This is a genomic window from Paenibacillus sp. USHLN196 (assembly GCF_037144955.1).
Classification (GTDB): Bacteria; Bacillota; Bacilli; order Paenibacillales; family Paenibacillaceae; genus Paenibacillus; species Paenibacillus xylanexedens_C.
Genome location: NZ_JBBCYH010000006.1, coordinates 163,207 through 190,058, shown reverse-complemented (window position 1 = coordinate 190,058; position 26,852 = coordinate 163,207). Strand labels below are relative to the sequence as shown.

25 protein-coding genes and 1 riboswitch are annotated in these 26,852 nt (G+C 48.3%); of the genes, 23 read left to right on the top strand and 2 right to left on the bottom strand.

What is annotated here, in order from left to right:
• Positions 1 to 231 precede the first annotated feature (231 nt).
• The 8 genes from WFI24_RS16610 (at position 232) to fni (ending at position 9,628) form a co-directional block, all read left to right on the top strand.
• Positions 232 to 1,782 carry a phytoene desaturase family protein gene (locus tag WFI24_RS16610; protein ID WP_336762516.1) on the top strand — a complete coding sequence of 517 codons (1,551 nt, stop codon included), beginning with the start codon at positions 232 to 234 and terminating at the stop codon, positions 1,780 to 1,782.
• Positions 1,779 to 3,242 carry a phytoene desaturase family protein gene (locus WFI24_RS16605; protein WP_336762514.1) on the top strand — a complete coding sequence of 488 codons (1,464 nt, stop codon included), beginning with the start codon at positions 1,779 to 1,781 and terminating at the stop codon, positions 3,240 to 3,242. Before WFI24_RS16610 ends, WFI24_RS16605 begins: the two co-directional genes overlap by 4 nt.
• Complete coding sequence (locus tag WFI24_RS16600; RefSeq protein WP_336762512.1) at positions 3,239 to 4,111, top strand: phytoene/squalene synthase family protein; 873 nt, start codon at positions 3,239 to 3,241, stop codon at positions 4,109 to 4,111. The genes WFI24_RS16605 and WFI24_RS16600 overlap by 4 nt, the downstream gene beginning before the upstream one ends.
• Entirely contained in the window at positions 4,111 to 4,878 is a 768-nt protein-coding gene (locus tag WFI24_RS16595; protein ID WP_336762510.1) for a carotenoid biosynthesis protein, read from the top strand. The genes WFI24_RS16600 and WFI24_RS16595 overlap by 1 nt, the downstream gene beginning before the upstream one ends.
• Positions 4,847 to 5,608 (top strand): lysophospholipid acyltransferase family protein, encoded by a 762-nt coding sequence (locus WFI24_RS16590; protein WP_336762509.1) that lies wholly within the window; start codon positions 4,847 to 4,849, stop codon positions 5,606 to 5,608. The genes WFI24_RS16595 and WFI24_RS16590 overlap by 32 nt, the downstream gene beginning before the upstream one ends.
• 1 nt (position 5,609) lies before the next feature.
• Positions 5,610 to 6,758: a glycosyltransferase gene (locus WFI24_RS16585; protein ID WP_336762507.1), complete on the top strand. Its 1,149-nt coding sequence runs from the start codon at positions 5,610 to 5,612 to the stop codon at positions 6,756 to 6,758.
• A gap of 11 nt (positions 6,759 to 6,769) precedes the next feature.
• Entirely contained in the window at positions 6,770 to 8,236 is a 1,467-nt protein-coding gene (locus tag WFI24_RS16580) for a phytoene desaturase family protein (RefSeq protein ID WP_336762505.1), read from the top strand.
• Between the two features lie 324 nt (positions 8,237 to 8,560).
• Positions 8,561 to 9,628, top strand: coding sequence for a type 2 isopentenyl-diphosphate Delta-isomerase (gene fni / locus WFI24_RS16575; RefSeq protein WP_336762503.1), 1,068 nt, complete (start codon positions 8,561 to 8,563; stop codon positions 9,626 to 9,628).
• Positions 9,629 to 9,775: 147 nt separating this feature from the next.
• Here the strand turns inward: fni and WFI24_RS16570 are convergent, their stop codons facing one another.
• Positions 9,776 to 10,339 carry an RNA polymerase sigma factor gene (locus WFI24_RS16570; RefSeq protein ID WP_336762501.1) on the bottom strand — a complete coding sequence of 188 codons (564 nt, stop codon included), beginning with the start codon at positions 10,337 to 10,339 and terminating at the stop codon, positions 9,776 to 9,778.
• 291 nt (positions 10,340 to 10,630) lie between these two features.
• Between WFI24_RS16570 and WFI24_RS16565 the strand changes: the two genes are divergently transcribed.
• On the top strand, positions 10,631 to 11,143 hold the full coding sequence (locus WFI24_RS16565; RefSeq protein ID WP_336762499.1) for a hypothetical protein: 513 nt from the start codon (positions 10,631 to 10,633) through the stop codon (positions 11,141 to 11,143).
• On the top strand, positions 11,143 to 11,562 hold the full coding sequence (locus tag WFI24_RS16560) for a hypothetical protein (RefSeq protein ID WP_336762498.1): 420 nt from the start codon (positions 11,143 to 11,145) through the stop codon (positions 11,560 to 11,562). Before WFI24_RS16565 ends, WFI24_RS16560 begins: the two co-directional genes overlap by 1 nt.
• A gap of 199 nt (positions 11,563 to 11,761) precedes the next feature.
• Here WFI24_RS16560 and WFI24_RS16555 read toward each other — a convergent pair whose 3' ends face one another.
• The gene (locus WFI24_RS16555) at positions 11,762 to 12,154 is read right to left on the bottom strand and encodes a hypothetical protein (protein WP_336762496.1); all 393 of its coding nucleotides are present in this window, start codon (positions 12,152 to 12,154) and stop codon (positions 11,762 to 11,764) included.
• A gap of 250 nt (positions 12,155 to 12,404) precedes the next feature.
• Here WFI24_RS16555 and WFI24_RS16550 point away from each other — a divergent pair, with 250 nt between their 5' ends.
• The 13 genes from WFI24_RS16550 to upp all read left to right on the top strand — a co-directional run bounded on the left by WFI24_RS16550 (position 12,405) and on the right by upp (position 26,830).
• A complete protein-coding gene (locus WFI24_RS16550) occupies positions 12,405 to 12,875 on the top strand; it encodes a GNAT family N-acetyltransferase (protein ID WP_336762494.1) in 471 nt (156 codons plus the stop codon).
• A 121-nt stretch (positions 12,876 to 12,996) separates the two neighbouring features.
• Positions 12,997 to 14,097: a redox-regulated ATPase YchF gene (ychF, locus tag WFI24_RS16545; protein ID WP_145324445.1), complete on the top strand. Its 1,101-nt coding sequence runs from the start codon at positions 12,997 to 12,999 to the stop codon at positions 14,095 to 14,097.
• Between the two features lie 524 nt (positions 14,098 to 14,621).
• Entirely contained in the window at positions 14,622 to 15,689 is a 1,068-nt protein-coding gene (gene prfA / locus WFI24_RS16540) for a peptide chain release factor 1 (RefSeq protein WP_062836950.1), read from the top strand.
• Positions 15,690 to 15,713: 24 nt separating this feature from the next.
• Complete coding sequence (prmC, locus tag WFI24_RS16535) at positions 15,714 to 16,598, top strand: peptide chain release factor N(5)-glutamine methyltransferase (protein WP_336762914.1); 885 nt, start codon at positions 15,714 to 15,716, stop codon at positions 16,596 to 16,598.
• An 85-nt stretch (positions 16,599 to 16,683) separates the two neighbouring features.
• On the top strand, positions 16,684 to 17,904 hold the full coding sequence (locus WFI24_RS16530; protein ID WP_336762491.1) for an FtsW/RodA/SpoVE family cell cycle protein: 1,221 nt from the start codon (positions 16,684 to 16,686) through the stop codon (positions 17,902 to 17,904).
• 273 nt (positions 17,905 to 18,177) lie between these two features.
• On the top strand, positions 18,178 to 19,398 hold the full coding sequence (locus tag WFI24_RS16525) for an FtsW/RodA/SpoVE family cell cycle protein (RefSeq protein WP_336762489.1): 1,221 nt from the start codon (positions 18,178 to 18,180) through the stop codon (positions 19,396 to 19,398).
• Between the two features lie 257 nt (positions 19,399 to 19,655).
• Positions 19,656 to 20,315 carry a stage II sporulation protein R gene (gene spoIIR, locus WFI24_RS16520; protein WP_336762487.1) on the top strand — a complete coding sequence of 220 codons (660 nt, stop codon included), beginning with the start codon at positions 19,656 to 19,658 and terminating at the stop codon, positions 20,313 to 20,315.
• 459 nt (positions 20,316 to 20,774) lie between these two features.
• Complete coding sequence (locus WFI24_RS16515; RefSeq protein WP_442956234.1) at positions 20,775 to 21,974, top strand: L-threonylcarbamoyladenylate synthase; 1,200 nt, start codon at positions 20,775 to 20,777, stop codon at positions 21,972 to 21,974.
• A gap of 180 nt (positions 21,975 to 22,154) precedes the next feature.
• Positions 22,155 to 22,715 carry a manganese efflux pump MntP gene (locus tag WFI24_RS16510; RefSeq protein WP_150365846.1) on the top strand — a complete coding sequence of 187 codons (561 nt, stop codon included), beginning with the start codon at positions 22,155 to 22,157 and terminating at the stop codon, positions 22,713 to 22,715.
• 58 nt (positions 22,716 to 22,773) lie between these two features.
• On the top strand, positions 22,774 to 23,346 hold the full coding sequence (locus WFI24_RS16505; protein ID WP_062836957.1) for a low molecular weight protein arginine phosphatase: 573 nt from the start codon (positions 22,774 to 22,776) through the stop codon (positions 23,344 to 23,346).
• Positions 23,347 to 23,442: 96 nt separating this feature from the next.
• Positions 23,443 to 23,524: riboswitch (ZMP/ZTP riboswitch) on the top strand.
• Between the two features lie 140 nt (positions 23,525 to 23,664).
• Positions 23,665 to 24,258, top strand: a complete 594-nt coding sequence (locus tag WFI24_RS16500) for a TIGR01440 family protein (RefSeq protein ID WP_145324433.1) — start codon at positions 23,665 to 23,667, stop codon at positions 24,256 to 24,258.
• A gap of 270 nt (positions 24,259 to 24,528) precedes the next feature.
• Entirely contained in the window at positions 24,529 to 25,776 is a 1,248-nt protein-coding gene (gene glyA / locus WFI24_RS16495) for a serine hydroxymethyltransferase (protein WP_165980299.1), read from the top strand.
• A 424-nt stretch (positions 25,777 to 26,200) separates the two neighbouring features.
• The gene (gene upp, locus WFI24_RS16490; RefSeq protein WP_336762477.1) at positions 26,201 to 26,830 is read left to right on the top strand and encodes a uracil phosphoribosyltransferase; all 630 of its coding nucleotides are present in this window, start codon (positions 26,201 to 26,203) and stop codon (positions 26,828 to 26,830) included.
• Positions 26,831 to 26,852 lie beyond the last annotated feature (22 nt).

The following is a 26,852-nucleotide window of genomic DNA, read 5'->3' as shown; positions in this document are numbered from 1 at the left end:
TACAGGACATCCTTTGATGCTAGTGCTCAAGGGGTGTTTTTTGTGTTTAATCAAAGATGTATTTCAACATTTTGACCAGTGGGTCATTTTATAGTTTACAAGCTCGTATAATATTTGTATTATATTTGTATAATGTTTTTGCTAGTTACCCGCTTAAAGTGTTCTTGGGCGGTTTAATAATAGGTTAGGGCTAGAGAACTATAGAATTCCCTACATAGAAAGGTGAGTGGCATGATACCGAATCAACAACGCAAACGTGCAGCTGTCATTGGCGCGGGTCCAGGTGGACTTGCAGCAGCCATGCTATTATCCGGTCAGGGGTACGAAGTAGATGTATATGAGAAACAGCCAGTCATTGGGGGACGTTCTGCTAGATTGCAGCTGGGCGAATACCGGTTCGACCGGGGTGCAACGTTCTTGATGATGCCACAGCTGATTGAAGAGATGTTCGACGTGGTTGGACGCAAATTATCCGATTATGTGGATATGAAAGAGCTAACCCCGTTGTATGCATTGAACTTTGGTGACAAGGTATTCAAGCCTTCTCGTAATCGTGAGGATACAGCTGCACAGATTAAGGAACTTTTTCCGGGCAATGAAGACAATTACCTTCGGTTCATGCAAGAAGAAGAAGTGAAATTTGGCAAAGTCATGCCTTTGCTCCGTCGACCTTTTGGCAAGCTGACTGACTATTTGCGCAAAGATGCGGTAACAGCTCTACCCAAGCTTGATGTCCACAATACAGTCTATGGAATCTTATCCCGCTATTTTACAGATGAGCGTCTACGCTGGGCATTTACATTCCAATCCAAATATCTAGGCATGTCTGCCTGGGATTGTCCAGGTACCTTTACCATACTGTCGTTTATTGAGCATCACTACGGGTTGTTTCACCCGATTGGCGGTGTGAATCGGATTTTCCAGGCCATGGCTGATGTTGTGGAAGAAGATGGAGGACGCATACATACTTCCACTCCGGTGAAACAGGTCATCGTTCGCAATGGCCGTGCAGAAGGCGTATTGCTTGAGAGTGGTGAACGTATTGAAGCCGACCATGTGGTTGTGAACGCCGACTTCGCACATGCGGTGAATCATCTGTTCGAACCGGGCGTGCTTAAGAAATATACCCCCGAGAAAATGAAACGCAAAAAGTATTCCTGCTCTACAGCGATGCTGTATCTGGGCGTGGATGGTGAAGTGGATCTGCCGCATCACTCGATCTATTTTCCCGAGGACTATCGGTTGAACGTCGACGAGATTACGAAGCACAAAATATTGTCAGCCGATCCATCTCTATATATTCATAACCCTTCCAGACTCGATTCGACGCTGGCACCGGAAGGGAAATCTGCTGTATATGTTCTCATGCCTACGCCCAACCTTACCGCAGACATTGACTGGGAGGCAGAACGGGAGAATGTACAGGAGGCGATGATGAGACGCATGGAAGGCATTCCTGAGCTGGCAGACATTCGCAGCCGCATTGAAGAATCCATGCTGTTTACCCCGCTCGATTGGGAGAATGAACTGGATGTGTATCGCGGAGCAACGTTTAATATGGCACATAATTTGGGTCAGATGATGTACCTGCGTCCCCATAACCAGTTTGAAGAATTGAAAAGTGTATGGCTGGTGGGCGGTGGAACGCATCCAGGCAGTGGGTTGCCAACAATCTTCGAATCGGCACGGATCAGTGTCAGACTGATTCAGGAAGAGGACGCCAGAACAAGTTCCAAGCCATCCTCCTACGTGAAGACCGCGGAAGCCGGAGGGCATTCATGAAGCGGGCCGCTATAGTAGGGGCAGGGATTGGTGGACTCACTTCGGCACTGTTGTTAAACCGTCAGGGATGGGATGTCACCGTGTATGAGCGGGGTTCTCGTGTTGGCGGACGCATTGGATATGAGCAGGAAGGGGAGTACCGGATCGATCAGGGGCCAACGATTGTGCTTCTGCCGGAGATGTTACTTGGCATACTGGAGGAAGCAGGCGTAGATCGTTCGAAGATTGAGCTGCTCCGCTGTGACCCGTTATACAGAGTGCACTACCACAGTGGTCGTGTCATGACCAAGATGACTTCACGCGAAGAGCAGACAGCGGAGATTGAACGCTTGTTTCCCGGAGAGAGTCAGGGATTCGTACGATTCATGATGGATATGGATACATTGTTCCCGGCAGGACGAGCGGCTTTTCTAGAACGGGCTTTTCCACGTAAAAGGGATTTCTTCACACCTTCCCTCATGTCTCTCATGGGCAGATTGCGCGCGCACAAAAGTGTCCGGAAAGCGGTAGGCGATTATTTTCACCATGAGGAATTGCTTGACGCTTACTCTCTGCAAAGTCTATACATCGGTGGATCACCGTTTGGGACGCCAGGCATCTATTCCCTTTTACCTTACGCAGAGCATGAATATGGCATTTGGATGGTCAAAGGCGGATATGCAGCATTGCCGGCCATTCTGGTACAAGAACTCATATCACGTGGTGGGCGTGTCGTGCTGAATTCGGAAGTGACCGGACTCACGATTGAAAATGGTGTGTGTAAAGGGATAGAAACGGCAGCAGGCGCAGAACATGTGGATGCAGTTATCTATAATGGTGATTTCCCCCATCTCTCGGGCTTGCTTGGTCAGTCACCAGAGATAGCGCGGAATAGAAAACCGTATCGCCCCTCTTCCGGATGTGTCTTGCTCTATGTTGGTGTGGACAAAACCTGGGAAGATGCAACGACGCACCAGTTCTTCCTACCCCCGAGTCTTGAAGGCAGTCTACAGGAAGTCTTCAATCAGCGACGCATTCCGGCCAAGTCCTCATTCTACGTATTTAATCCGGTCGCATTGGATGAAACTGCAGCACCTTCGGGACAGAGTGTATTGTATTTCCTTATTCCCGTGCCAGATGCCGAAGGTATCGATTGGGATCAGGAAAGCGGAGCCCTGGCAGAACGGGTACTGGAAGAAGCGGAGCAACGTGGATTCCCGGGACTTCGTGCAGCGATCAAGTGGAAAAAGGTGCGTACACCTGCCGACGCAGAGCGAGACGGGCTCTATGGGGGCGGAAGCTTCGGTATTGCGCCAGTGTTGTTCCAGTCCGGTGTATATCGACCACAACCCAAACCATTCCCCAATATACAGGGATTATATGCCGCAGGAGCATCCGTACATCCTGGAGGCGGGGTGCCGATTGTGATGCAGAGTGCACGTATGGCCGTCAATCAACTCATGAAGGAGATGGGAACATGAATGAAGCGATTTTGAACAGGTGTGAAGAGTTGATGCAAAAGGGTTCTTCCTCTTTTTATCAGGCCTTTAGAGGGCTGCCTAGTCCACGTCGGGAAGCGGTATATGTCATTTATGCCTTCTGCCGCATGATTGATGACAGTGTAGACGAGCCGGAACACTCTCCCTACACGATTCACGAAATCCATGAATTGTTTGATCAGTTGGACGATGCGGAAGGACACTTTATCTGGCCGGCACTGAGATGGTTGTTCAGCAGTTTCCCTCATCTGGATAAGGGACCATTCTTCCGTCAGATGGAAGGACAGCTCACGGATCTTAAAGTAACGCATTATACAACGCTGGAGGAACTGGAGCATTATTGTTATCTGGTAGCCGGAACCGTAGGCGAGATGTTATTACCTGTATTGCGGGATGATAACGGCGTGGAAGTGGCCATGAACGGGATTGCTTTGGGTAAAGGAATGCAGATCGTCAATATAATTCGGGATGTTGGTGAAGATCGGGCCAGAGTGCGCCGGTATGTTCCGCTGGAGATCATGGAGAAGCATGGTTACACCGAGCAGGACTTTGAAGACGGAGTCGTGGACCAACGCTTTATTGCCATTGTTCATGAATTAAAAGCTGCAGCATTGAACTGGTTCCGTATTGGCATGGATCGTCTGGATACGTACCCAACGGAAAGTGCGTTTTCCATCGAGCTGGCAGCAGCCTTCTACTCTACCATTCTGCACGCGGTTGAACGCAACGACTATGACGTATATACCAAACGGGCATACGTTAGCGATGAATTGAAACTGGAGATGCTGGGTGCGATTGTGAAACGTTACCCGATGCTGGCCTATCAAGCCTCCCGAACGGCGGTATCCTGATGATCCAGTGGCTTTACTGGGCGTGGTATGTCATTGGAGCAACCTTGATGCTAACGATCGGTGTGCCTGACGTATTATCTTTTTCGAATGGTTTATTTCTAATCTTCTACGCGTTGTATGTTCTGGATCTAATCTATCAGGAGCGCAATCGGACAGATCTGTCCGACCAGTCAGTCATCTGGCTGAAACCCGGACTCTGGATATCCTCTGTGATCATCTGGCTGGGAGGTATGGGCGTGGAGTGGGTAGGGGTTCATACCCATTGGCCCTTTGGTGAGTATGCCTATTCTGACTTTTTCGGGGTACATCTATTCAGTGTGCCTGTTACACTGGGGTTTGCCTGGATCGCAGTAGTTGGTAACTCGGCGCTGTTAAGTGGTGGCGGTTCAACCTGGACTGGCAGACTGCTTCGAGCAGTGAAGACCGGGTTCTGGGCGATTGTACTCGATCTGGTACTCGATCCTGTTGCACATGCGAGAGGATTCTGGGAGTGGCAGGCCCCGGGTGGTTTCTACGGTGTTCCGTGGACCAATTACATAAGCTGGTTTATCATGGGCGCATTCTTATCCCTCTTCCTTCCGGCCATGCCTAATGACCGAAGTTCATTGCTGCGTGCGAAATGGCTGTATCAGCTGTTTATTCTTCTGTTCGGCCTACTTGCCCTCAAGGAAGGGATTACAGGCAGCTTTATCATCGCCATTGCTGGTGTGCTTCTTGCCGAGGGGAGCTGGCTGTATGATTCGCGCCGTAAAATCAAAACCGTTTAATCGGATTTTTTCCTTATACAATCACTATTATCTGCTGCGTCGGCGCTTCCGCTCATTCACTCTCTCGGGGTCACTGGACCCGCAGGTGGATAGCAGGGACAACTCCCCGATTAAGCCAAATCGCCCGGTGATTTACTTCATGAACCACAGCTCCTGGTGGGATGGTCTGCTGCTCTATCATGCGGCCAGGCAGACGTCGCGAGGAGATCATTATGTGATGATGGAGGAGCAGCAGCTTCAGCAATATGCTTTTTTTCGGAAATTGGGTGCGTATTCTATTAATAAGGAGAGTGCGTCCGGTATTCGGACCTCTCTACAGTACACTACTGAACTGCTGGATTCGGGCAAAAGGGTCTGGATTTTCCCTCAAGGAGAAATTCTTCATCAGGAGGCGAGACCGATTCGGTTCCGTCCAGGAATTGGATTGTTGCTTCGTCGCTCCCCGAATGCCATCGTCGTACCGGTAACCTTGTGCCATGGGATGGTTCAGCATGATCTACCGGAAATATCGATGCTGGCAGGCCCTCCTGTGATGGAAGACTGGAAGGCGTTGAAGAGTGAAGAGATTGCCTCCAGACTCGGTCATCTGCTGGAACAGCAGTTAGACGATCACAGATCAGAGCTTGTACGGATGGGACAGGGGAGTTTACCCGATGCGCTTCCGCTGATTCGTCATGTACGTTCGACAAGTGAGAAATACGATGCTGCACGAAAGCGGGTGAACCGTTAGCATGAATGCATCTGAAATCTTCTGGATTGTGGTTACATGCATATTGGGCATACAGTTGCTGTTCGCTCTATGGAACGTCTCCTGTCTACCCAAAGTACGTTCATTCCGTCCGGACAGGATACAACCACCGGACCTGCTGGTCTCGGTAATGATTCCGGCGAGAAATGAACGACTACATATCGAAGGATGTCTGGAGAGTGTGCTTGCGAGCGATACATCGGGATTCCGGATGGAAGTGTTGGTGCTGGATGATCGCTCCGAAGATGAGACAGCCGCCATGGTACAAGCGATTGCGGATCGTGATGCACGTGTGCGTCTACTGCATGGTGTCGATCTTCCCAAGGGCTGGATGGGGAAATCTCATGCGTGTCACATGCTGGTTCAGGAGGCCAAGGGAGAATGGTATATGTTCGTGGATGCGGATGTGCGTCTGGAGCCAAGTGCCATTCGGCAGACTCTTGCGGCAGGCTGTGAGCAGAGCGGGGGTCTGGTAACCGGGTTTCCTTATCAGGTAACGAAGACGTGGATGGAAAAACTTGTCGTACCGATGATGGTCTTCACCATCATCAGTCATCTGCCCATTTTCATGATACGCAGATCATCCAGTCCGATGTTTGTGGCCGCTACGGGGGCTTTTTTGCTAATTCATCGCTCCAGTTACGAAGCTTCCGGTGGTCATGCTGCCATTCAGGCGCATCTGGTGGATGACATGAGTCTCGCCAAAGCAGTCAAGCGTGCAGGTCATCCGGTGATGCTGACAGACGTGCATGACGTAACGAATACCCGCATGTATCAGAACGGTGCAGAAGTATGGAACGGATACAAGAAAAACATGTACGAAGGTATGGGACGCAAAGACGTACTGCTGCTTGGCACGATGTTGATGTATACGCTGATGTATATTGTGCCTCCGCTGGGCTTGATTATTGGACTCATGACGGGCAGTTCGATGTCCATTCTGTATGGATTGTTAGGAACATTACTGGGTATGGCTGTGAAAAGAGTAGCGGATCATGCTGGCGGACAACCGTGGTGGCTTGCCCTTCTGCAACCGGTCAGCATGGCCTGTGTCATTGCCATCGGACTCGCTTCCTGGCAGGCAGGCCGCTCCGGCAAGGGGTATGTATGGAAAGGTAGGCGGTACAGTTGAGAGGTAACGTCATGATTATCGGTGCAGGATTCGGAGGTCTGTCGTGTGCGATACGACTGGCTTCACAAGGTGTGCGGGTGACCATGCTGGAACGGCAGGAACACGTAGGTGGCAAGCTGCAGCAGATTGAGCGGGACGGGTATCATTTTGACAGGGGACCAAGTACGATCACGATGCCATCCACCTTTCGTTCAGTCTTCGACCATGCGGGTGTAGCGATGGAAGATTACGTACAGCTATATGAGCTAGAACCGCGAACGCGTAATGTATTCGCAGATGGCACAGTGGTAGATTTGTCAGGCAATCGCGGGTGGATGAAGGAGCAGATCGCGGCGTACAGTCCAGAGGATGCGTCTCGTTATGATGCGTTTATGGATGAATCTGCTGCACTATATGCGGAAGCCAATCGTCATTTTCTGGGTAAGTTGCTGCTGTCTCCTTCTGACAAATACAATCTCCAAATGCTCCGCAGCCTGCTCCGCGTGCGGCCAACGGTGAAGCTGGATAAGCTGCTGCATTCGTATTTCCAGCATACGCATACGCTGGCTATGTTCGGCCGGTACGCGACCTATGTGGGATCATCGCCGTATCAGTCGCCTTCCATCTTTGCCATGATGGGTCATGTGGAAGCAGAAGTCGGCATCTACGGGGTCAAGGGTGGAACCTATCAACTGATCGAAGGAATGACCCGGCTGGCACAGGAAAAAGGAGTACAGATCATTACCGGCATAGAGGTCCGGCAGATTGTTGTTCGGAATGGCAAAGTGGCAGGCGTGGATACGGATCAAGGCTTCCGGGAAGCTGATCAGGTGGTTGCCAATGGAGATGTGCTTAGTGTGAATCGACTACTGCTTGCACCGGAACACCGGAAAGAAATGAGCGATGCACGCATACGGAAGTATGAGCCATCTATTTCGGGATTTGTGACGCTGGCGGGTGTGCGAAGAAAATATGATGCACTGTTGCACCATACGGTCTTCTTCCCGGAACGGTATGAACCGGAGTTCGACCATATTTTCCGTGAACGTAAAATGCCCGCCGATCCCACGATCTACATCTGTTACTCCGGTTATTCGGAAGCAGGCATGGCCCCGGCGGGAGCCAGCAATCTGTTCATTCTGGTCAATGCCCCGTACTTGTCGGATTCGTGGGATTGGGAGCAGCAGACGAAACGTTACGGGGAGTTTGTGCTTGAACAATTAGCGACGCGGGGAATTACCGGTTTGAAACAATCCGATGTGCTGATCCGTTACACGCCGCGAGATATCGAACGGGATACCTTGGCGCATCAAGGGTCGATCTACGGCATCTCGTCCAACTCCGTGAAGCAGACCTTTATGCGGCCCGGCAACCGAAGCAAAGATGTACAAGGACTCTGGTACGTCGGCGGAACGACACATCCAGGCGGCGGAACCCCGATTGTAACGTTGTCCGGGCAGCTTGTTGGTGAGCAATTGGCATCGGAAATTTTGAGATAAGTTTGTTGTGCAGGATGATGGAGTGAAATGTGTTCTGTTAATCCAAGTGCGTGTTCATCGTCCGTGTTAACCAGCTTTGAAGTTGAGACGGAAGATTCGTGCTTTTGAGAAGCGTAAAATAGTGGTGCCCTGAGATTTAAGGGAGACATTTGGTGTCGGGGCATCCTTTCAATAGGTGGATTGGAACGTTATACTGGATAGAGTTGAGCTGTAATGCTTATTTAATAAATGTTTTGTCTTTTGCAAAAGACTTATATACATAGAAGCTAGGAACAGGCAGGTTATCCTGTCGATCCGCACGATTCTCACATAGGAGGTCTCATCATGAATGAACAAGAGCGAGCCGGCGAACGGCTGCTTCCCGAAGTGGCTACGGGAGAACGGAAGCTGGAGCACGTGCGCCTCTGTCTTGAGGAGAATGTGGCAGGAGAAGGGGTAACCAGCGGTATGGAGCGGTATGCGTTTCGCCATCACCCACTGCCGGAACTGGATTTTGAAGAGGTGCATCTGGAGACTTCGTTTATTGGCAAAAAAGTACGTACACCCTTGCTCATCAGTTCGATGACGGGTGGAAGCAAAACAACGGGCGCCATCAATGAGCGTCTCGCTCGAGTAGCAAACGCCAGAGGCTGGGCGCTCGGCGTAGGTTCGATCCGGGCTGCCGTGGAACAGCCGGAACTCGCAAGTACTTTCGATGTGCGGCGCTGGGCACCGGACATCCCGGTCATTGCCAACCTGGGCGCGGTGCAGCTGAACTATGGTTTCACCACAGCTGATTTTCAACGTGCCGTAGATATTGCGGGAGCGGACATGCTCGTGCTTCATCTGAACACGTTGCAGGAGGTTTTTCAGCCGGAAGGTAACACCAACTTTAGTGGATTATTTCAGCGGATTGAGAACTTGTGTCGTGAGCTAGACGTGCCTGTTGGCGTAAAAGAAGTAGGTTTTGGCATCGATGGCGTGACGGCTCAACGCTTATATGAGGCGGGTATCGCGTTTATCGATGTAGCCGGTGCAGGTGGTACAAGCTGGGTACAGGTAGAGAAGTACCGCAACAATAACCCGGTACGCCGGGCGGCAGCGGAAGCTTTTGCAGACTGGGGCATTCCCACGGCGGAGTGTATTCAGGAAGTAAGAGCGCTGAATCCTACTAGTGCCCTGATTGGCAGCGGTGGACTGTACACAGGCGTGGATGCGGCCAAAGCCCTCGCGCTCGGTGCGGACCTGGCTGGTTTTGGCCGATCTCTGCTCGAATCCGCGGTCGCTTCCGATGATGCACTGAATGAGCGGTTGGAACAGGTTGAGTTTGAACTTCGTACCGTGATGTTTGGCATTGGTGCTGGGCGGATTGAGGATCTGAAGCAGACGACACGTCTGGTGGAACGGCGCTAACATAAAGATTTGAATTATGAAAAGGTGTAATGTTTCGTCTTATATAAGGAACACTTAATTCCCCGTTGTGCACATGCGTGAATGAATTAATGGCTATTATCATAATCAGGTTGCAGATCATTACACACTCCTTATGGAGTGTTTTTTTTAATTTTCAACCCATTTTTTTAAAAATTGATGAAGTAACTTTTTTCGTGCTCGCGCCAACTTCTGACTTATGGCTTGCTCCGAATGACCAAGCATTTTTGCGATCTCTTTGTAAGACATTTCTTCAATATAAAAAAGGGTGATAATGGTTTGATAGTCCTGTTTTAACTCTGTAATGGCAGTTCGTAGCGCTTCGTCTCGCAGCTTTTCTTCGACTTCAAGAGCAACACTAATTTGCTGTACTACAAGCGTCTTATTATCTTCAAATAAGCTAGCTATGTCTGTTGACTGACGGTCTAATTTTGTTTTTCTTAAGTAATCCATAGCGCAGTTACGAGTAACTTGTCTTAACCAAGCTTTGGAGTTATCAATTTTATACTTATTGACATTGGAAATGACTTTCAGGAAGCTTTCTTGAATGATATCCTCCGTTAAAACATGGTCTCTGCCTAACAAATATGTAATATCTTGATGCACCAAATTATAAAATGAACGATAGACTGATTTTTGTAACGGAGGGGGAAGGTCGTAATAACTTTGGTGGAAAAGATAATTCAAATCCAAGATACCCCAATCCTTTCTTACATATTTTAGTTAATGAAAGAAAACAAAGGTCATTCTTAATGTTATAGCATATATAAGGATAATATAAGCGGATTAATTCATAAAATACAAAATTATGGATTTTTTTTGATGAAAAAACGTTAGATGAGGAGATAAACTGGAGTCTCTATATTAGTAACAACAATGAGATTAGCTTTATTGAAAGAAGGAAGAACATTCATTACAAGAATTAACTGTTTTTTTATGGTAGAAATTTTTTTGGAATATCAATAATGGAGGAGTGATTTTAACATGAATAAGAAGAAGTTACTGTTAATTGGATCTTCTGCTTGTCTCGCACTATTCTTATCCGTAAGTGTTGCTGGTGCGAATTTAGGAAATGTCTTACAGAAGCATTTAGTGGAGGATGAGGCGGTTCTGCAAAATAATATCAACAATATGAGTAATGAACAATTAATTGATGAAATTGATAACTTGGCTGCTACAGTGGGTCAACCTTCAACACTGGCTAAGAACAATAGTGTTGGTCAAAATGATATTAATACCCTCATTCCTTTTGTATCGGCGCTTTTCGAAAGAAAGGAGCAGTTGAAAGATGAAGATATTCTTAAGATCGTTGCCGATAATACAAAGACAGTCATTACACGTGAAGCGCTAGTGGATTTGTATGTGCTTAAACATGAACAAAATAAAGATGGTGGGGAACTAAAACAAATTCTTCTTCAAGATGGTATCGATGCACAAGTGAAATCGAGAATTGTTGCTACAGCTGAAAAACAAGTGAACTACCTGACAGCGATATAATGGGAAAATATAAACATTTACTTCTAATGCTTCTGATCGTTGTTCCTTTCACAATTATTAATTTTAGTTCATATTTGAAAGGGCATACTCCGAGTATCTTTCAAGCGGCAGCATCGATACTCTTTATCCTTGTATGGTTTGTTTATGGCATAATGCAAAGTGACAAATACAAAGAATATGCGTTGCTCTCCACTTTGTATTGGTTAGCAGGTGTAATTTTACTTACTATAGGATATTTTGCGAATTCGGCAATTATATTTATTCCTGCGACTATTATTTGGGCAGGCCCGGTTTACGGAATAAGGTATTTCTTAGAGCTACCAGCTAATCTTGTTTTTGCCTTAGTGAGTATTGTGATAGTTTATGTGAGTAGTATTGTGGGTGTTTTATTGGGGAAAATTTTTAAAAAAAGCCCGTAACCTTTGGGGAGAAATGATATCTTATACATCTAGAACACCAAAAGTAGCTTCTGAATTATGAAGCTACTTTTGGTGTGTAAACTTATTTATTGGTATGAGGTACATTGTAGCTGATTAATCGCCTCTCTTTGGAAGTATGCAGATTACTTAAATACTATAGAACCAAGGAACGAACTTGACTGGAAAGGCCCCCTTTGATCTACATACATTCCTCTTTCACATTGACATTCTCATTGGTTACAGTAACGTATGAATTGCCGGATAAGTATTCCGTATAACCACATACCATCTCGGTATATGTTTCTCCACGACTGTCCGTAAACGTAAGGTAAACAGACGATTCTCCTGAAACTTGCAGCTGTGGAGCGAATTTCAGATTCTCACCGCTGGGGATATTCTCCTCCAATAAATGTAGGGAACCCTTCTCATTCGTGTTGAACGAGTTGCCACCTGTAGTCAGGCTCGTCTGAATATTGGTGAGTTCATAGTCGGACTGGTTGTGGATTGTGATTCGCAAGTGGCGGAAGGGATCGACTGTATTCAGAAAGCTCATAAAAGCGATGATGCCGATTCCGAGTATGATGGCGGACAAGATAATAATTTTATTTTTGGAGAGAGGGCGACGTGTTCTCAGGTATGATCCACTCCTTTCCTTTATGAATTAATAAACGCTGGGAAGAGATCAATAGTTATAAACAAAATGAATAATATGAAACTCAAATTTAAATCGTCAGAATAACTTCAAGCACTAAGCTGGATAACGAGATACAATACGATATAGTAGTGCATAGAAGAGTGCACAGAGATCATACATAGAACACTTAAATGAGGAGGGAAACAAGTTGGAACTTTCTCCAATGAATCAGGAAGATTATGCGAGTTTTCGCATTCGATCGATTAAGGATTTTGCACAGGAAAAAGTAGAAGCGGGCACCTGGGCTGAGGAAGAGGCACAGCAACTGGCGGAGGAATCTTATGAACGTTATCTGCCAGAAGGCTTGAACACACCCGGAGCGTATCTCTACAATCTGGTGCATCCTGTTGACGGCAATGTGGGGTATATCTGGTTTAATATTACGGATAATCGTCGCGGGAAAGATGCCTTTTTGCTGGATATTGTGGTTGAAGAAGCACACCGTGGTAAGGGATACGGAACAGAGACAATGCAGGCGCTCGAACAGACGGCTTTGAGTCTTGGGGTGGATCGCATTGGGTTGCATGTCTTTGGACATAATGTGCGGGCGAGCAGCCTGTATCGCAAGATGGGATATGAGGTAACGGATCTGACGATGTACAAGGAAATCAAAAGGTAAACTTAAAGCGGATGGGACTCTAGTCGAATTGGCGAAGTTCCTTGATGCCTTGGGGTTTGTCATATATAATGTATAGGATTATCCATACCGAACAAGTAATCAATGAGGAGTTGTCATATACATGGCTTTGAAAGCTGGAATCGTGGGTTTGCCTAACGTTGGTAAATCTACATTGTTTAATGCAATTACACAAGCAGGTGCCGAATCGGCAAACTATCCGTTCTGTACGATTGACCCTAACGTGGGGATCGTTGAAGTACCCGATGAGCGTTTGGACAAACTGACAGAACTCGTTGTACCTAAGAAAACAGTACCAACGGCGTTTGAGTTTGTAGATATCGCAGGTCTTGTTCGCGGTGCGAGCAAAGGCGAAGGTCTTGGTAACAAGTTCCTTGCCCACATTCGTGAAGTAGATGCAATTGTACACGTGGTACGTTGCTTTGTAGATGAGAACATTACACACGTCGATGGCAAAATTGACCCGGTAAGCGACATCCAGACAATCAATCTGGAGCTGATTCTGGCCGATATCGAGAGTGTTGAGAAAAAAATCGATCGCTCCAAGAAAAACATGAAGGGCGGCAACAAGGCAGCCTCTCAAGAAGTTGAAGTATTGGAGAAAGTGAAGGCGGTTCTGTACGAAGACAAGCCAGCACGCAGCATGGAACTTACCGATGATGAGCGTCTGATTGTACGCGATCTGCACTTGCTGACCCTGAAGCCTGTTCTGTACGCAGCCAATGTAGCTGAGGACGAAATCGGCGACGTGGCGAACAATGCTTACGTGCAAAAAGTAAGAGAATTCGCTGCTGCTGAGAACGCAGAAGTGGTGCCAATCAGTGCGAAGGTTGAAGAAGAAATCTCCGAGCTGGAAGGCGAAGATAAACAAATGTTCCTGGAAGAACTCGGTATCGAGGATTCCGGTCTGAACTTGTTGATCAAAGCAGCTTACAAATTGCTCGGTCTGTACACATACTTTACTGCAGGTGTACAGGAAGTTCGTGCATGGACAATCCGTAAAGGAACAAAAGCGCCTGGCGCAGCGGGTGTCATTCACACCGACTTCGAACGCGGATTCATCCGTGCAGAGGTTGTTTCCTACGACGATCTGGTTGCAGCGGGTTCCATGAACGGTGCTAAAGAGCGCGGACAACTTCGTCTTGAAGGAAAAGAGTACGTTGTAAATGACGGCGACGTTATGCACTTCCGTTTCAACGTATAATTCCTATATAGTTCACTACGTTTAAATAATAGTTATTGCAGCCCTGTTATCTTCTCTGGAAGATGATGGGGTTTTTTATTTTTTTGATCGCTATCTAGCGTATACATGTACTGGATTGTTCACACGTAGTGGATATAATAAAAGGAAAAGCACAATCCGAGATATGCAAAATAGAAATATTGTTGCATTACCCGTCGATCGGTTACTATTCAGAACCATAAGAATATGCTATAATTAAGAGTCGTATACCACGTTGAATTTCGCGCTTGAACAGATGAGCTGAAGCGGACTTCACACAGGGTACACGATTTCTTGATCTTACTTTAAAAGTAAAGGATTTGATGACGTTGTAGCGATGTTATACGTCGATCATACGTGAATGTGAATACATGCTGCGGTCAGGGGATTCGGTGAGAATCCTGTGCGTTGTAGAATATAGATTATAGATGTTATAAATAATGAAACCGAAATAATTATTGAAAACAATATGTGCATAGACAAAATAAAGCGTGAGGTGACTATATATGTTGGATAAATTACAGGCGTTAGCCGACCGTTATGACAAGTTGAGCGAGTTGTTGTGTGACCCGGATGTGGCAAGTGACAACAAAAAGCTTCGGGAATATTCCAAAGAACAATCGGATCTGCAACCAACTTATGAAGCGTACAATGAGTACAAACAGGTAAGTGAGGATCTTGAAGCAGCCAAGGAAATGCAGGGCGAAAAGCTGGACGATGAGATGCGTGAAATGGTCAAAATGGAAATTGACGAACTAAGCACTCGCCAGAAGGAACTGGACGAATTGATTCGTGTGCTCATGCTGCCAAAAGATCCGAATGACGACAAAAACGTTATTGTTGAGATTCGCGGAGCAGCTGGTGGAGATGAAGCTGCATTGTTTGCAGCAGATCTGTACCGGATGTACACACGTTATGCGGATGCACAAGGCTGGCGTGTAGAGCTGATGGACGTTAACACAAATGATCTCGGTGGATTCAAAGAGGTTGTTTTCCTGATTAACGGACGCGGCGCATACAGCAAAATGAAATACGAAAGCGGCGCACACCGTGTGCAGCGTATTCCAACAACCGAATCCGGCGGACGTATTCATACGTCAACTTCAACGGTTGCGGTTATGCCTGAAGCCGAAGATTTCGATATCGAAATTCATGATAAAGACATTCGTGTCGATACGTTCTGTTCCAGTGGTGCCGGTGGACAATCGGTTAATACCACGAAATCCGCAGTACGGGTAACGCACGTTCCAACCGGAATCGTGGCTACGTGTCAGGATGGAAAATCCCAGAACTCTAATAAGGAAAAAGCGTTGCAAGTTCTTCGTACACGTATCTTTGATATGAAACGTATGGAAGAGGAAGCGAAGATCTCTGTTGAGCGGAAGAGCAAAGTGGGAACGGGCGACCGCAGTGAGCGTATTCGTACGTACAACTTCCCGCAAAGCCGTGTGACGGATCACCGTATCGGTCTGACGATGCACAAGCTGGATCAGATCATGAACGGGGAGATTGAAGATATCTTGTCTGCACTGACGATTGCTCAGCAGACCGAGTTGATGGATAGAGGAGAATAATCTGTGACCCGCGCGCAGTTCGTCATGACGCCGGAACAGAGCTGTCGGGAAGCCTTTGTGGAGGCTTCCTCTTTTTTGGAGAAGTGCGGCGTGTACGAGCCGCAAAACAATGCTCGGCTGCTGCTGGAACATGTACTCGGCGTCTATGGCGCCCAGTACTACATGATGCAGCCGGAGCCTTTTCCCAGCGAGCATCGCAACCGCTGGGAGGACGCCGTCACGCGCAAGGCTGCGGGTGAGCCGGCGCAATACATTATCGGCAGCCAGGAATTCTACGGGCTGCCGTTCGAGGTCACGCCGGCTGTACTGATTCCGCGGCCGGAGACCGAGCTGTTGGTCGAGGCTGTGCTACGCGAAGCCGACCGCGTGTTTCCTGACGGCGCTCCGCTCGCCGTCGATATCGGCACGGGCAGTGGTGCCATCGCGGTGACGATGGCTTCAATGCGCCCGCGCTGGCAGGTTGGCGCCGGAGATCTCTCGGCGGCTGCCCTGCAAGTGGCCGCGCGGAACGCGGCCGCGAACGGCGTACAGATCGACTTCCGTGAAGGCGATCTGCTGGCCCCGTTCGCAGGGGCACGGGTGGACATCCTGGTGTCCAACCCGCCATACATCCCGGCGGCGGATATCGCCGGGTTGCAGCAGGAGGTGCGCGATCATGAGCCGCGCATGGCACTGGACGGCGGTCCAGACGGGCTTGCACCGTACCGTATCATGCTTGAGCAGTTGGCGCTGTTGCCCGCACCGCCGCAGATCATTGGTTTTGAGCTGGGCCAGGGACAGGCTCGCGACATCGCGGCTCTGCTTGAAACGGCGGGACATTGGCCGGAAATTATCATTGTACCGGACCTTGCCGGAATCGAGCGGCATGTCCTGGGTGTTCGTACTTCGGAACAGGTGACGAAAATGTAAGGTTCTGCGGGTTTTCTTTTTGCCGTGAAATCCTCTACAATGAGATATACCGGAGATTTCTGAATGCTTGGGGGAACATAATTACATGCTGCACAAATTTAAAAAGATAGACTATTCTATTGTGTTTATACTGGTTATTCTGATGGTTATCAGTATTTTGTCGATTTACAGTACAACGTTTGGTCGTCCGAAGCTGGAGGGACTCCCGAAAAGTGCAGTGATCTTTTATATTTTGGGATTCGTAGTCTTTTTTGGGATGGCGATGATCAATTATAAATTCATAATCAAAAATTATTTATATATCTATGGCGTGGGTATGCTGCTGCTCATTTTCGTTATGTTCTTTGGTAAAGAGTATTACGGTGCAAAAGGTTGGCTGTCCATCTTCGGGGTCAGTTTGCAGCCTGCTGAGTTGTTCAAGCTATGCCTGATTGTGTTTTTATCGGCTTTTTTGGCCCGAAAGAAGAATCGTCCGCTCTATTTCGGACGTGACGTTATTCCGATCTCACTCTGTGTTCTGCCACCATTACTACTCGTATTGCTTCAAAATGACTTGGGAAATGCGTTAAGTTATGTGATCATTCTTGTGGGTCTATTATGGATCGGCAACATCAAATTTACGCATGCCCTCATTGGCTTTATGATTGCTGTGGCTGCTTTTATCGGCGGTACACAGGCGTACATTCATTATCATGATGAGATTGTTAAATTCCTGAATGACATTGGACGTTCGCACTGGGCGGATCGCTTTGACCCTTGGCTAGTGCCAGAGCTGACCTCAAGAGATGTGCTCTGGCAGACGTATAATGCGAAGCTTGCGATTGGTTCAGGCGGTATTACGGGCAAAGGTTATATGGAGGGCACGACGATTCAGTCGAATCGGGTGCCGCTGGCTTATGCCGACTCGATCTTTGTACAGATCGGAGAGGAATTTGGCTTCATCGGTGCCTCGGTATTGCTTCTCCTGTACTTTATCCTTATTCACAGGCTGGTGTTGATTGCACTGGAGTGTAAGGATCGCGCGGGGCCTTATCTGATTGTAGGTATTATAGCGATGCTGCTCTACCAGATCTTTGTTAATATTGGTCCATTCATAGGTCTGATGCCGTTGACAGGGATTACGCTGCCGTTTATAAGTTCGGGGGGTACCTCAATTATGATCAACATGATCAGCATGGGTATTGTAATGAGTATTAAGGTTCACACGGAAGAGAACGAGGATATTCTTGGCTCTGCGGAACAACCGAGTATTACAGACTTGGTGATGAAAATGCTAAGACGCAAGCCATCCCAGCAGGAGCAATAACGTTCTTGAATCAAACCGTGAAATAGTACGTCAGATTTATGTATATAAGCTAGATAACTATAGAACCCTGGAACAGATCAGCCCAAGTCACATAGGGATGGATGTTTTGGGGTTTTGTTGTTTTTTTTGGGGTGGGATTGACGCCATTGAATAGTTTGCTTTTTAACCTGAAGCAATCCAGATTTCCATTTTATTATCCAATTATATACAATGGTAATATTGAGTTTAATTGGAAATCATAGATTGCTAGATTTCAGGGGGATGGACGGCGTCATGTTGAGAATGCTGAAGAAGATGGATGGTGTGATTCTTTTTGTAATGCTGTTGCTCATGATTATTAGTGTATTTGCGATTTATAGCGGGACGCAGACAGATGCCAATCTGGCGAATCACCATGTCAAAACGCTGTATTTCTATGTTGCCGGGTTCATTGCAGTGCTCGTGATCGGGCTTGTGAATTACAAGTTATACGTGAAATATGCGTTTTATTTGTATGGCTTGGGCATCATACTGCTAATCCTGGCCAATGTTATGGGCAGCTCGATCAATAATGCCAACGGCTGGCTGAAGCTGGGCGACAATTTTTCTTTTCAACCGGCAGAGCTGTTCAAGATGATTCTGATTCTGTTTCTCGCCCATTTAATTGTGAAGAGGCAACGAAGTACGCTGGAGTTCTGGAGAGATATTGTGCCCATTGGCTGCTGGGCGTTTATTCCATTTGCCCTGGTTATGGCTCAGAATGATTTGGGTAATGCGCTGGGATATGTGGTGATTCTGGCTGCAGTGTTTTGGATTGGGAACATGAGGCTGAAGCACGCATTGATCGGGCTGGCAATTGTGGGAGTGGCGTTTCTTGGCTTCGTTAAAGCCTATACTTTCTATCATGATGAAGTGTTCACCTTTCTTGAAAAGGTAAAGCGGGAGCATTGGGCGGAGCGGATTGATCCTTGGCTTGTACCGGAAAAGGCTACCTCCAAGGCTTCCTGGCATACGAAAAATGCAGGCTTAGCCATCGGATCCGGGGGTATTATCGGCAAAGGTTATTTGCAAGGAACATCCGTTCAGAGTGGACGAGTCCCCTACACGTATTCTGATTCCATTTTTGTCGTGATCGCCGAGGAGTTTGGTTTTGTCGGTGCATCCATTCTGATTCTGCTGTACTTTGTCCTGATCCACCGCATGGTGCTGATTGCTCTGGCATGCAAAGATCGCGCTGGACCCGTCATCATTGTAGGCATTATTGGTATGCTGTTGTATCAGGTGTTCGAGAACGTGGGGGCGTTCCTTGGGCTGATGCCGCTTACAGGCATTACGTTACCGTTCATCAGTTACGGGGGAACCTCTTTGCTCATTAACATGGCTTGTATCGGGGTGGTCATGAGCATTAAGTTATACGGGCAAGAAGAGGAGGATGAGCTTCTGATGGGGGAGCAGCAACCCCGGTTGTCCGAACGTGTATGGAATATGCTCAAGAAAGAGAAAAGTGCTGTGTAATTGTTGAGTCGGTGTAGGTGAAAAGTAAAGCGGTGGGACGTATAACGAGATTGTAATTAGAAATGGAGAGGTTGATTTGCCCTGTAATCAGGCGCAGATCAGCCTTTTTTAACATGACTGGTGAGCGAATGTAAATGAGAGAATTGATGTAGTAGATTTATTGCAAATGCTAGGTTTACTTCCGGTTCTTCGGGGCATACTGATAGACATGAGAGAGTTGCAGGCAATGTGATCAGAGAGCCGAGGGGGAGAACGGAATGAACAGACGAATTGTAAAGCAAATTGGACTTATTATTGTATGTCTTATGATGATTATCATGATGTGGGAAGGTCAGAAGACGGATGCAGCTGTGGCGGCCACAGCGATTCCGGAACAATCGATTCGCTTGCGGATTCTCGCAAACTCGGATGCACCGGGAGATCAATTGGTGAAACGCGAGATTCGAGATGCCGTCGTTGCACAGATGGGTGAGTGGGTAGCCGAGCTGGAGAATCCGCAAAGTCTGGATGAAGCGCGCAAGGTAATCCGTGAACATCTGTCCCAGATTGAGGATCGGGTAGGAGAAGAGCTGGCCAGTCGCGGTTTGAATTATGAGTATCAGGTGAAATTGGGTTCTGTTCCGTTCCCAACCAAACTATATGGTGGCACCGTGTATCCTGCGGGAGATTATGAAGCTGTTCGGATCACGCTGGGCGAAGGCAAAGGTCAGAACTGGTGGTGTGTGTTGTTCCCGCCGCTGTGCTTCATTGATGCAGGGACCGGGGATGCACTGGCGAAACCTTCAACGGTATCGGCCGCAGCGGCTGAACCTGGAGATGCAGAGGCATCTGTGCAGGGTGATACACCGGAGGCGAGATTCTTTCTGTGGGACATGGCTGTGAAATTATGGAGTTGGGTTACTGGAATATTCGCATAACAATGTATTAGTGATATCAATAAGGGCGACTTCGATTCAGGAAGCTGCCCTTTACATATGAATTGGTGGAGAAGTTATAGTGAGACTCATACGTGGAGCGAAGTGTGAAGGGCATCCGAGTTGGGACAGGTATGTTATAATTACTTATAGTGCGTGTTCAAAAAGTCTGGTTTTCAGTACCAAGAAGATGGAATGAAGCTAGAAATGGAGTAGCGGAGCGTAGGCAAACTACGTGAGCAACCAAAATGTTTCCTTCGGAAACATACTTCGTAAGCCTCCCGCTTATTTCGGCTGAATTTCATATTCGACGTTGATGATGCTGCTAGGCATCTATTGTAATCAAAAGCGTACTTTTTGAACAACCTCTTATATTGAAGACGTATGTGAACTAACCTACTTGAAGTTTAGGAATGATAATATATGAGCAGAGAAAACGAACCTTGGCAACACACCTCTGAGATGAGGGATGGTAGAGAAATACGTAATACGAAAGCTCCGGGAGAACTGTTCACCGAGATGTGGGATGTACGCGTCTTGGTGAGCGCTGAGAATGATCATGGAATGGGTAATATTAATGGGTTGGATGTGAAAAAGGGGAGCGCCGATCAACAGGCGCTCGCCGACTTGCAGGCTGCCGCAGCCTGCATTCGTCAAGGTCAGACGGTGGCCTTTCCGACCGAGACGGTCTATGGCCTGGGTGCTGATGCGCGTAGCACAGCAGCCGTGGAGGCTGTATTTGTCGCCAAAGGCCGACCATCTGACAATCCACTGATTGTGCATATCGCGCACCGTGACCAGTTGGATGCGCTGGTCACGGAAGTGAATGAAACGGCGGAAGCGCTGATGGCGGCCTTCTGGCCGGGACCATTGACGCTCGTGTTGCCGGTTAGGCCGGGTGCGGTGTCCCCGCGGGTCACCGCCGGTCTGGACACGGTGGCCGTGCGCATGCCGGACCACCCGGTGGCCTTGCAGTTGATCGCGGCGGCGGCATGCCCTGTGGCTGCACCAAGCGCCAACCGCTCCGGGCGGCCAAGCCCAACACTCGCGTCTCATGTGCGCGAGGATCTGGATGGCCGCATCGGCGGCATCGTGGACGGCGGCCCCACTGGGGTGGGCGTCGAGTCCACGGTTGTGCAGGTCGGTGACGACGGTACCGTCACCATCCTGCGCCCTGGCGGCATTACAGCGGAACAGCTGTCCGCCGTTGCCGCCCGTGTCGCCACGGACCCCGCGCTACTCGCGGAGGGGTCCGATGGCGTGGGCAGCCCGGCGCCGCGCTCGCCGGGCATGAAGTACACGCACTACGCACCCGCAGGGGCGCTGTGCGTGGTGGAGGGGCCGCCCGCAGCGGTGGCGGCCTGGATCAGCGCCGCCATCGCAGAGGCGGCGCAGCGCGGAGAGCGCACCGCGGTGCTGGCGTTCGCCGAGCACGCGGAGCAGTACCGCGCCGATGCCGTGTTCTCGCTGGGTGACGCCAGCGAGCTGGAAGAAGCAGCGCGCCGGCTATACGCCGCGCTGCGCAGCTGCGATGAGCAAGGCGCCACTTATATTGTGGCTGAAGCCTGCTCACGCGAAGGGCTGGGTGCAGCCGTCATGAATCGGCTGCTCAAGGCTGCAGGTAACCAACTCATACAAGTTGGCGACCAGCAACCCTCCTAACCTCTCCTGATCATACAGTCAGGGAGAGCTAATCACCCTTTTTTCAAAACAATTTCAAAATATCTATAAAGCCAGCATCGAATTCCATAGATCCGTCACCGTTTACCTTTCATCGGTCATGTTTAGGTCCTTGTCCGCATATCGTGTACAAGAACCTTTACGTGACTTGGGGGTATGGGGATGTGGGATGTGTCTGCCCATGTAGGGCAGTTGGTAACCATTTTGATCATGGCTGTTGCGCTGGGCCTTGATGCGTTCTCGCTCGGAATCGGAATTGGCATGAAGGGCATTCGACTGAGGGATGTATTGCGGATCAGTACAGTAACAGCGCTGTTTCATATCATCATGCCGCTCATCGGCATGTATATGGGCAAATACGTCAGCTCGCTGCTCGGTGACATTACGACTTATGCTGCGGGGGGATTGCTTGTTCTACTGGGTGGTCATATGATTCTGAATGCATTCCGCGAAGGTGATACCAAGCTGGTGAACCACCGTTCCCTGCTCGGCGTTGTTTTGTTTTCACTCAGTGTAAGTGTGGATTCATTTTCCGTTGGCGTTTCACTGGGAATGTTTAGTAGTAATCTGATTTTGACGGTCCTTGCCTTTGGTGTGTGTGGCGGGGTGATGTCGGTAATGGGGCTGCTATTAGGCCGCCGGGTGAGTCAGAATCTCGGTGATTACGGCGAAGCTATTGGTGGCGCAATCTTGCTTGCGTTCGGACTTTTGTTTATATTCTAGAATAAAACGTGAGTAATCATATCATTCGCATCATATGTAAAATGGGGAGGCTAACACAATGAAACATATTTTATTCGTATGTACAGGAAATACGTGCCGCAGCCCCATGGCAGAGGGGCTTTTGCGAAAATTGGCATCGGAGCGCGGCATTCAGGTAGAAGTTCGTTCCGCAGGTGTGGCAGCAACATCGGGTATGCCGATCTCCCGTCATGCGGAAGCGGTGTTGAGAGATCATAACGTGGAAGGACCACCTCATTCCACACAACTTAGCTCCAATCTAGTAGGTTGGGCTGACTTGGTTCTTACGTTAACACGGAGTCACAAGCAACATGTCATGCAGGTTTTTCCCGACTCCGTCCACAAAACCTATACATTGAAAGAGTATGTGGAGGATGATGAACAGGTATTAAATGATGTCCAGGAGTTGGACAGCCTGTTTGCTACGCTGGAGATGAAACGTGCCCTTGGGCAAGAGATCCTGGCATCGGAGCGTGAGCGAGCCATTGAGATCAGACAACGAATTCCAAGTTTCGACATCTCCGATCCGTTTGGGGGAAGTCGTGATGATTACAATATAGCTGCGGCTGAGATTCGGACTGCATTGGATCGGCTTTTGGATAAGCTGGGATAATTCTGATCCTGCGGGGCAGGTTATAGAAACAGGACACGTGATGTAAATTAACCGTTGATTTTAGCTGCGGGTTGATTTATGATGAAGGGGAAAACAGGGATCCGGTGTAACTGGCGACGAAGTGGGCATAACCACGATGGAGCACCGGAACAAACGGCCGGTCGCCTGGGCAAAAGAGCAATTCTGCGTTACCCGCAGACTGCTCTTTTTTTCGTCTTTCATCTGATTATTCGCTATAATAGTACCTGAGATGCCGTGCAAGAATACGAAGACAGCCAAGAAAAAGCGGGCATGATTTTATCGGGAGGCGATGATAGGATGACTATAGAGTTAGATTCGGAACAACCCGGATTGCAAGAACAGACCGCATCCATTCTGCATGAACTGGCGCTAGCCGGACAGCTTGGACCTGGACAGATCGTTGTGATCGGTACAAGCACAAGTGAAGTCGCAGGCGAGCGAATTGGTACAAGTGGTGCCATTGAAGTGGCGCAGCAGCTTCTTGCGGGTATACGCGAGGTGCAGGAGGAGTTCGGTTTTGACACGGTATTCCAATGTTGTGAGCATCTGAACCGTGCGCTGGTAATGGAACGTTCTGTGCTAACTCGTCTTGGATTGACTGAGGTTGGTGCAGTACCCGTGCCGAAGGCCGGAGGTTCCATGGCATCCGCAGCATATCGTTCGCTGACCGATCCATGCCTGGCTGAACATGTGCAGGCCCATGCTGGCCTGGATATTGGGGAGACGATGATTGGAATGCATCTCCGGCATGTAGCCGTACCCTATCGTACAGCGCTCCGCTATGTTGGAGATGCTCGTGTTACCACAGCGTTAACCCGTCCGAAGTTAATTGGCGGCGAACGCGCGGTGTATCGTATGGAAGAACAACCAGATTCGACATTTTGTGACTGATATCTTCAACCAATATAAAGCTAAATTAGACTTTACACGAAAACGGAGAGTGCAACACCAATCTGAAGAAGCAAAGCGTTCGCCTGAAAGCTTTCCGAAGGAAAGCTACATCGGAAGCATACGCTATCCCCGGATTATCCCCTTATTATAAGGGAGTTCAGAAAAATCCGGGGATAACAGCGATCGGAAGATGGTGATGCAATCGAAGTCAGGAGTGTAACCACTTAGTTTCGCTTTATAACTTCACTTATACCTGGGAGGAATTTAATCATGGAACAATTGCGCAAGAATGACCCGGCAGTACTGGAAGCGATGAATCTTGAACTAAAACGTCAACAGAACAACATTGAGCTGATTGCATCCGAGAACATCGTAAGTGAAGCAGTAATTGAAGCACTGGGATCTGTTCTGACCAACAAGTACGCTGAAGGATATCCTGGCAAACGTTACTATGGCGGTTGTGAGCATGTGGACATCGTTGAAGACATCGCACGTGATCGTGCAAAAGAATTGTTCGGAGCAGAACACGTGAATGTTCAGCCTCACTCCGGCGCACAAGCGAACATGGCAGTATATCTTGCAGCATTGAAACCAGGTGATACTGTACTTGGTATGAACCTTGCCCATGGTGGACACCTCACACACGGTAGCCCGGTTAACGCATCCGGTTTGCTGTATAATTTCGTAGCATACGGCGTACAGGAAGATACATTCCTGATTGATTATGATGAAGTACGCAAAGCGGCTTTCAAACACCGCCCTCGTCTGATCGTTGCAGGTGCAAGTGCATATCCGCGTACCATTGATTTTGAAAAGCTGGCTTCCATCGCCAATGATGTAGGTGCTTTGTTCATGGTAGATATGGCTCACATCGCCGGACTGGTTGCTGCTGGTTTGCATCCAAACCCGGTTCCACATGCGCATTTCGTTACAACAACAACACACAAAACGCTGCGCGGACCTCGTGGTGGTATGATTCTGTGCCGCAAAGCATGGGCAGCAGCGATTGATAAAGCTGTATTCCCAGGTTCCCAAGGTGGACCTCTGATGCACGTGATTGCTTCCAAAGCCGTAGCATTTGGTGAAGCACTTCAACCTTCGTTCAAAACATATGCACAGAATGTCGTAAAAAACGCACAGGTTTTGGCTGAAACACTGATCGCTGAAGGATTGAACATCGTATCCGGTGGTACAGATAACCACTTGATGCTGATCGACACACGCAGTGTGAACATCACAGGTAAGGAAGCTGAGCATGTGCTTGATTCCATCGGTATTACCGTGAACAAAAATGCAATACCATTCGATCCTACTAGCCCGTTTGTAACGAGCGGTATTCGAATTGGTACACCTGCTGCAACTTCCCGTGGCATGAACGAAGAAGCGATGGTAGCGATCGGTAAGATCATTGCCAAAACACTGAAAAATCCAAAAGATACGGCGAAGCTGGATGAAGCTCGTGCAGAAGTGACTGCACTGACAGACCAATTCCCGCTCTATACCGACCTTAAATACTAAAAAACGTTGCTCATGCTGCTTTCTTTTGAGTTTTGATAAATTGGAATACAAAAGACGAAGCTGGCAGAATGCAACCGGAGAAGCGAAGCGCTCGCCTTTATGCCCTGATTTTCTCCTTTAATAGGAGGATTAAAAAAATCAGGGGATAACAGTGATCGAAGGTGCAATCTGTTTGCGGAGCATCACTTGTATTCATATTTTTCCCACTCAATGACATAACACCATGAGCAAAACAGGACCGGATGGATCATTTTCCGGTCCTGTTTTTTATAGGATTCGGTATTCTGTAATGATTGGGTGCCCTTTGATGGTGTAATTCGTTGTTGGTGATGATATAATATACAGGATTTATCGAGCCCATGAATGGTGGCTAGGTATATTTGGAAATGCTGAACATGAAGAACTTACCGGAGGGACAAATTAGATGGGAAAATTAGTAGTATGTGATCACCCTTTGATTCAACACAAACTGACGTTTATACGCGACATGCGTACGAATACGAAAGATTTTCGTGAATTGGTGGATGAAGTAGCAACGTTGATGGCTTATGAGATTACAAGAGATGTTGAACTGGAAACGATTGATGTACAGACACCTGTAGCTGCAACACAAGGTAAAGTCATCTCTGGACGTATGCTTGGGCTGGTGCCGATTCTGCGTGCAGGACTCGGAATGCTGGATGGCGTTGTGAAATTGTTGCCAGCGGCAAAGGTTGGACATGTTGGTCTGTTCCGTGATCCGGAAACACTGCAACCGGTAGAATACTACACCAAACTGCCTACAGACGTGACAGAGCGTCAATTGATCGTAATTGATCCGATGCTTGCGACTGGCGGTTCGGCAATTGCAGCCATTGACGTGCTCAAAAAACGCGGCTGTACTCAAATTAAAATGATGAACCTGGTAGCAGCACCGGAAGGCGTAAAAGCTGTACAGGATGCACATCCCGATGTGGATATCTATGTAGCAGCATTGGACGACCGTCTGGATGATCATGGTTATATCGTTCCAGGACTTGGAGATGCAGGAGACCGTCTATACGGCACTAAATAAGCATATTTTCATGCTTGTAAGA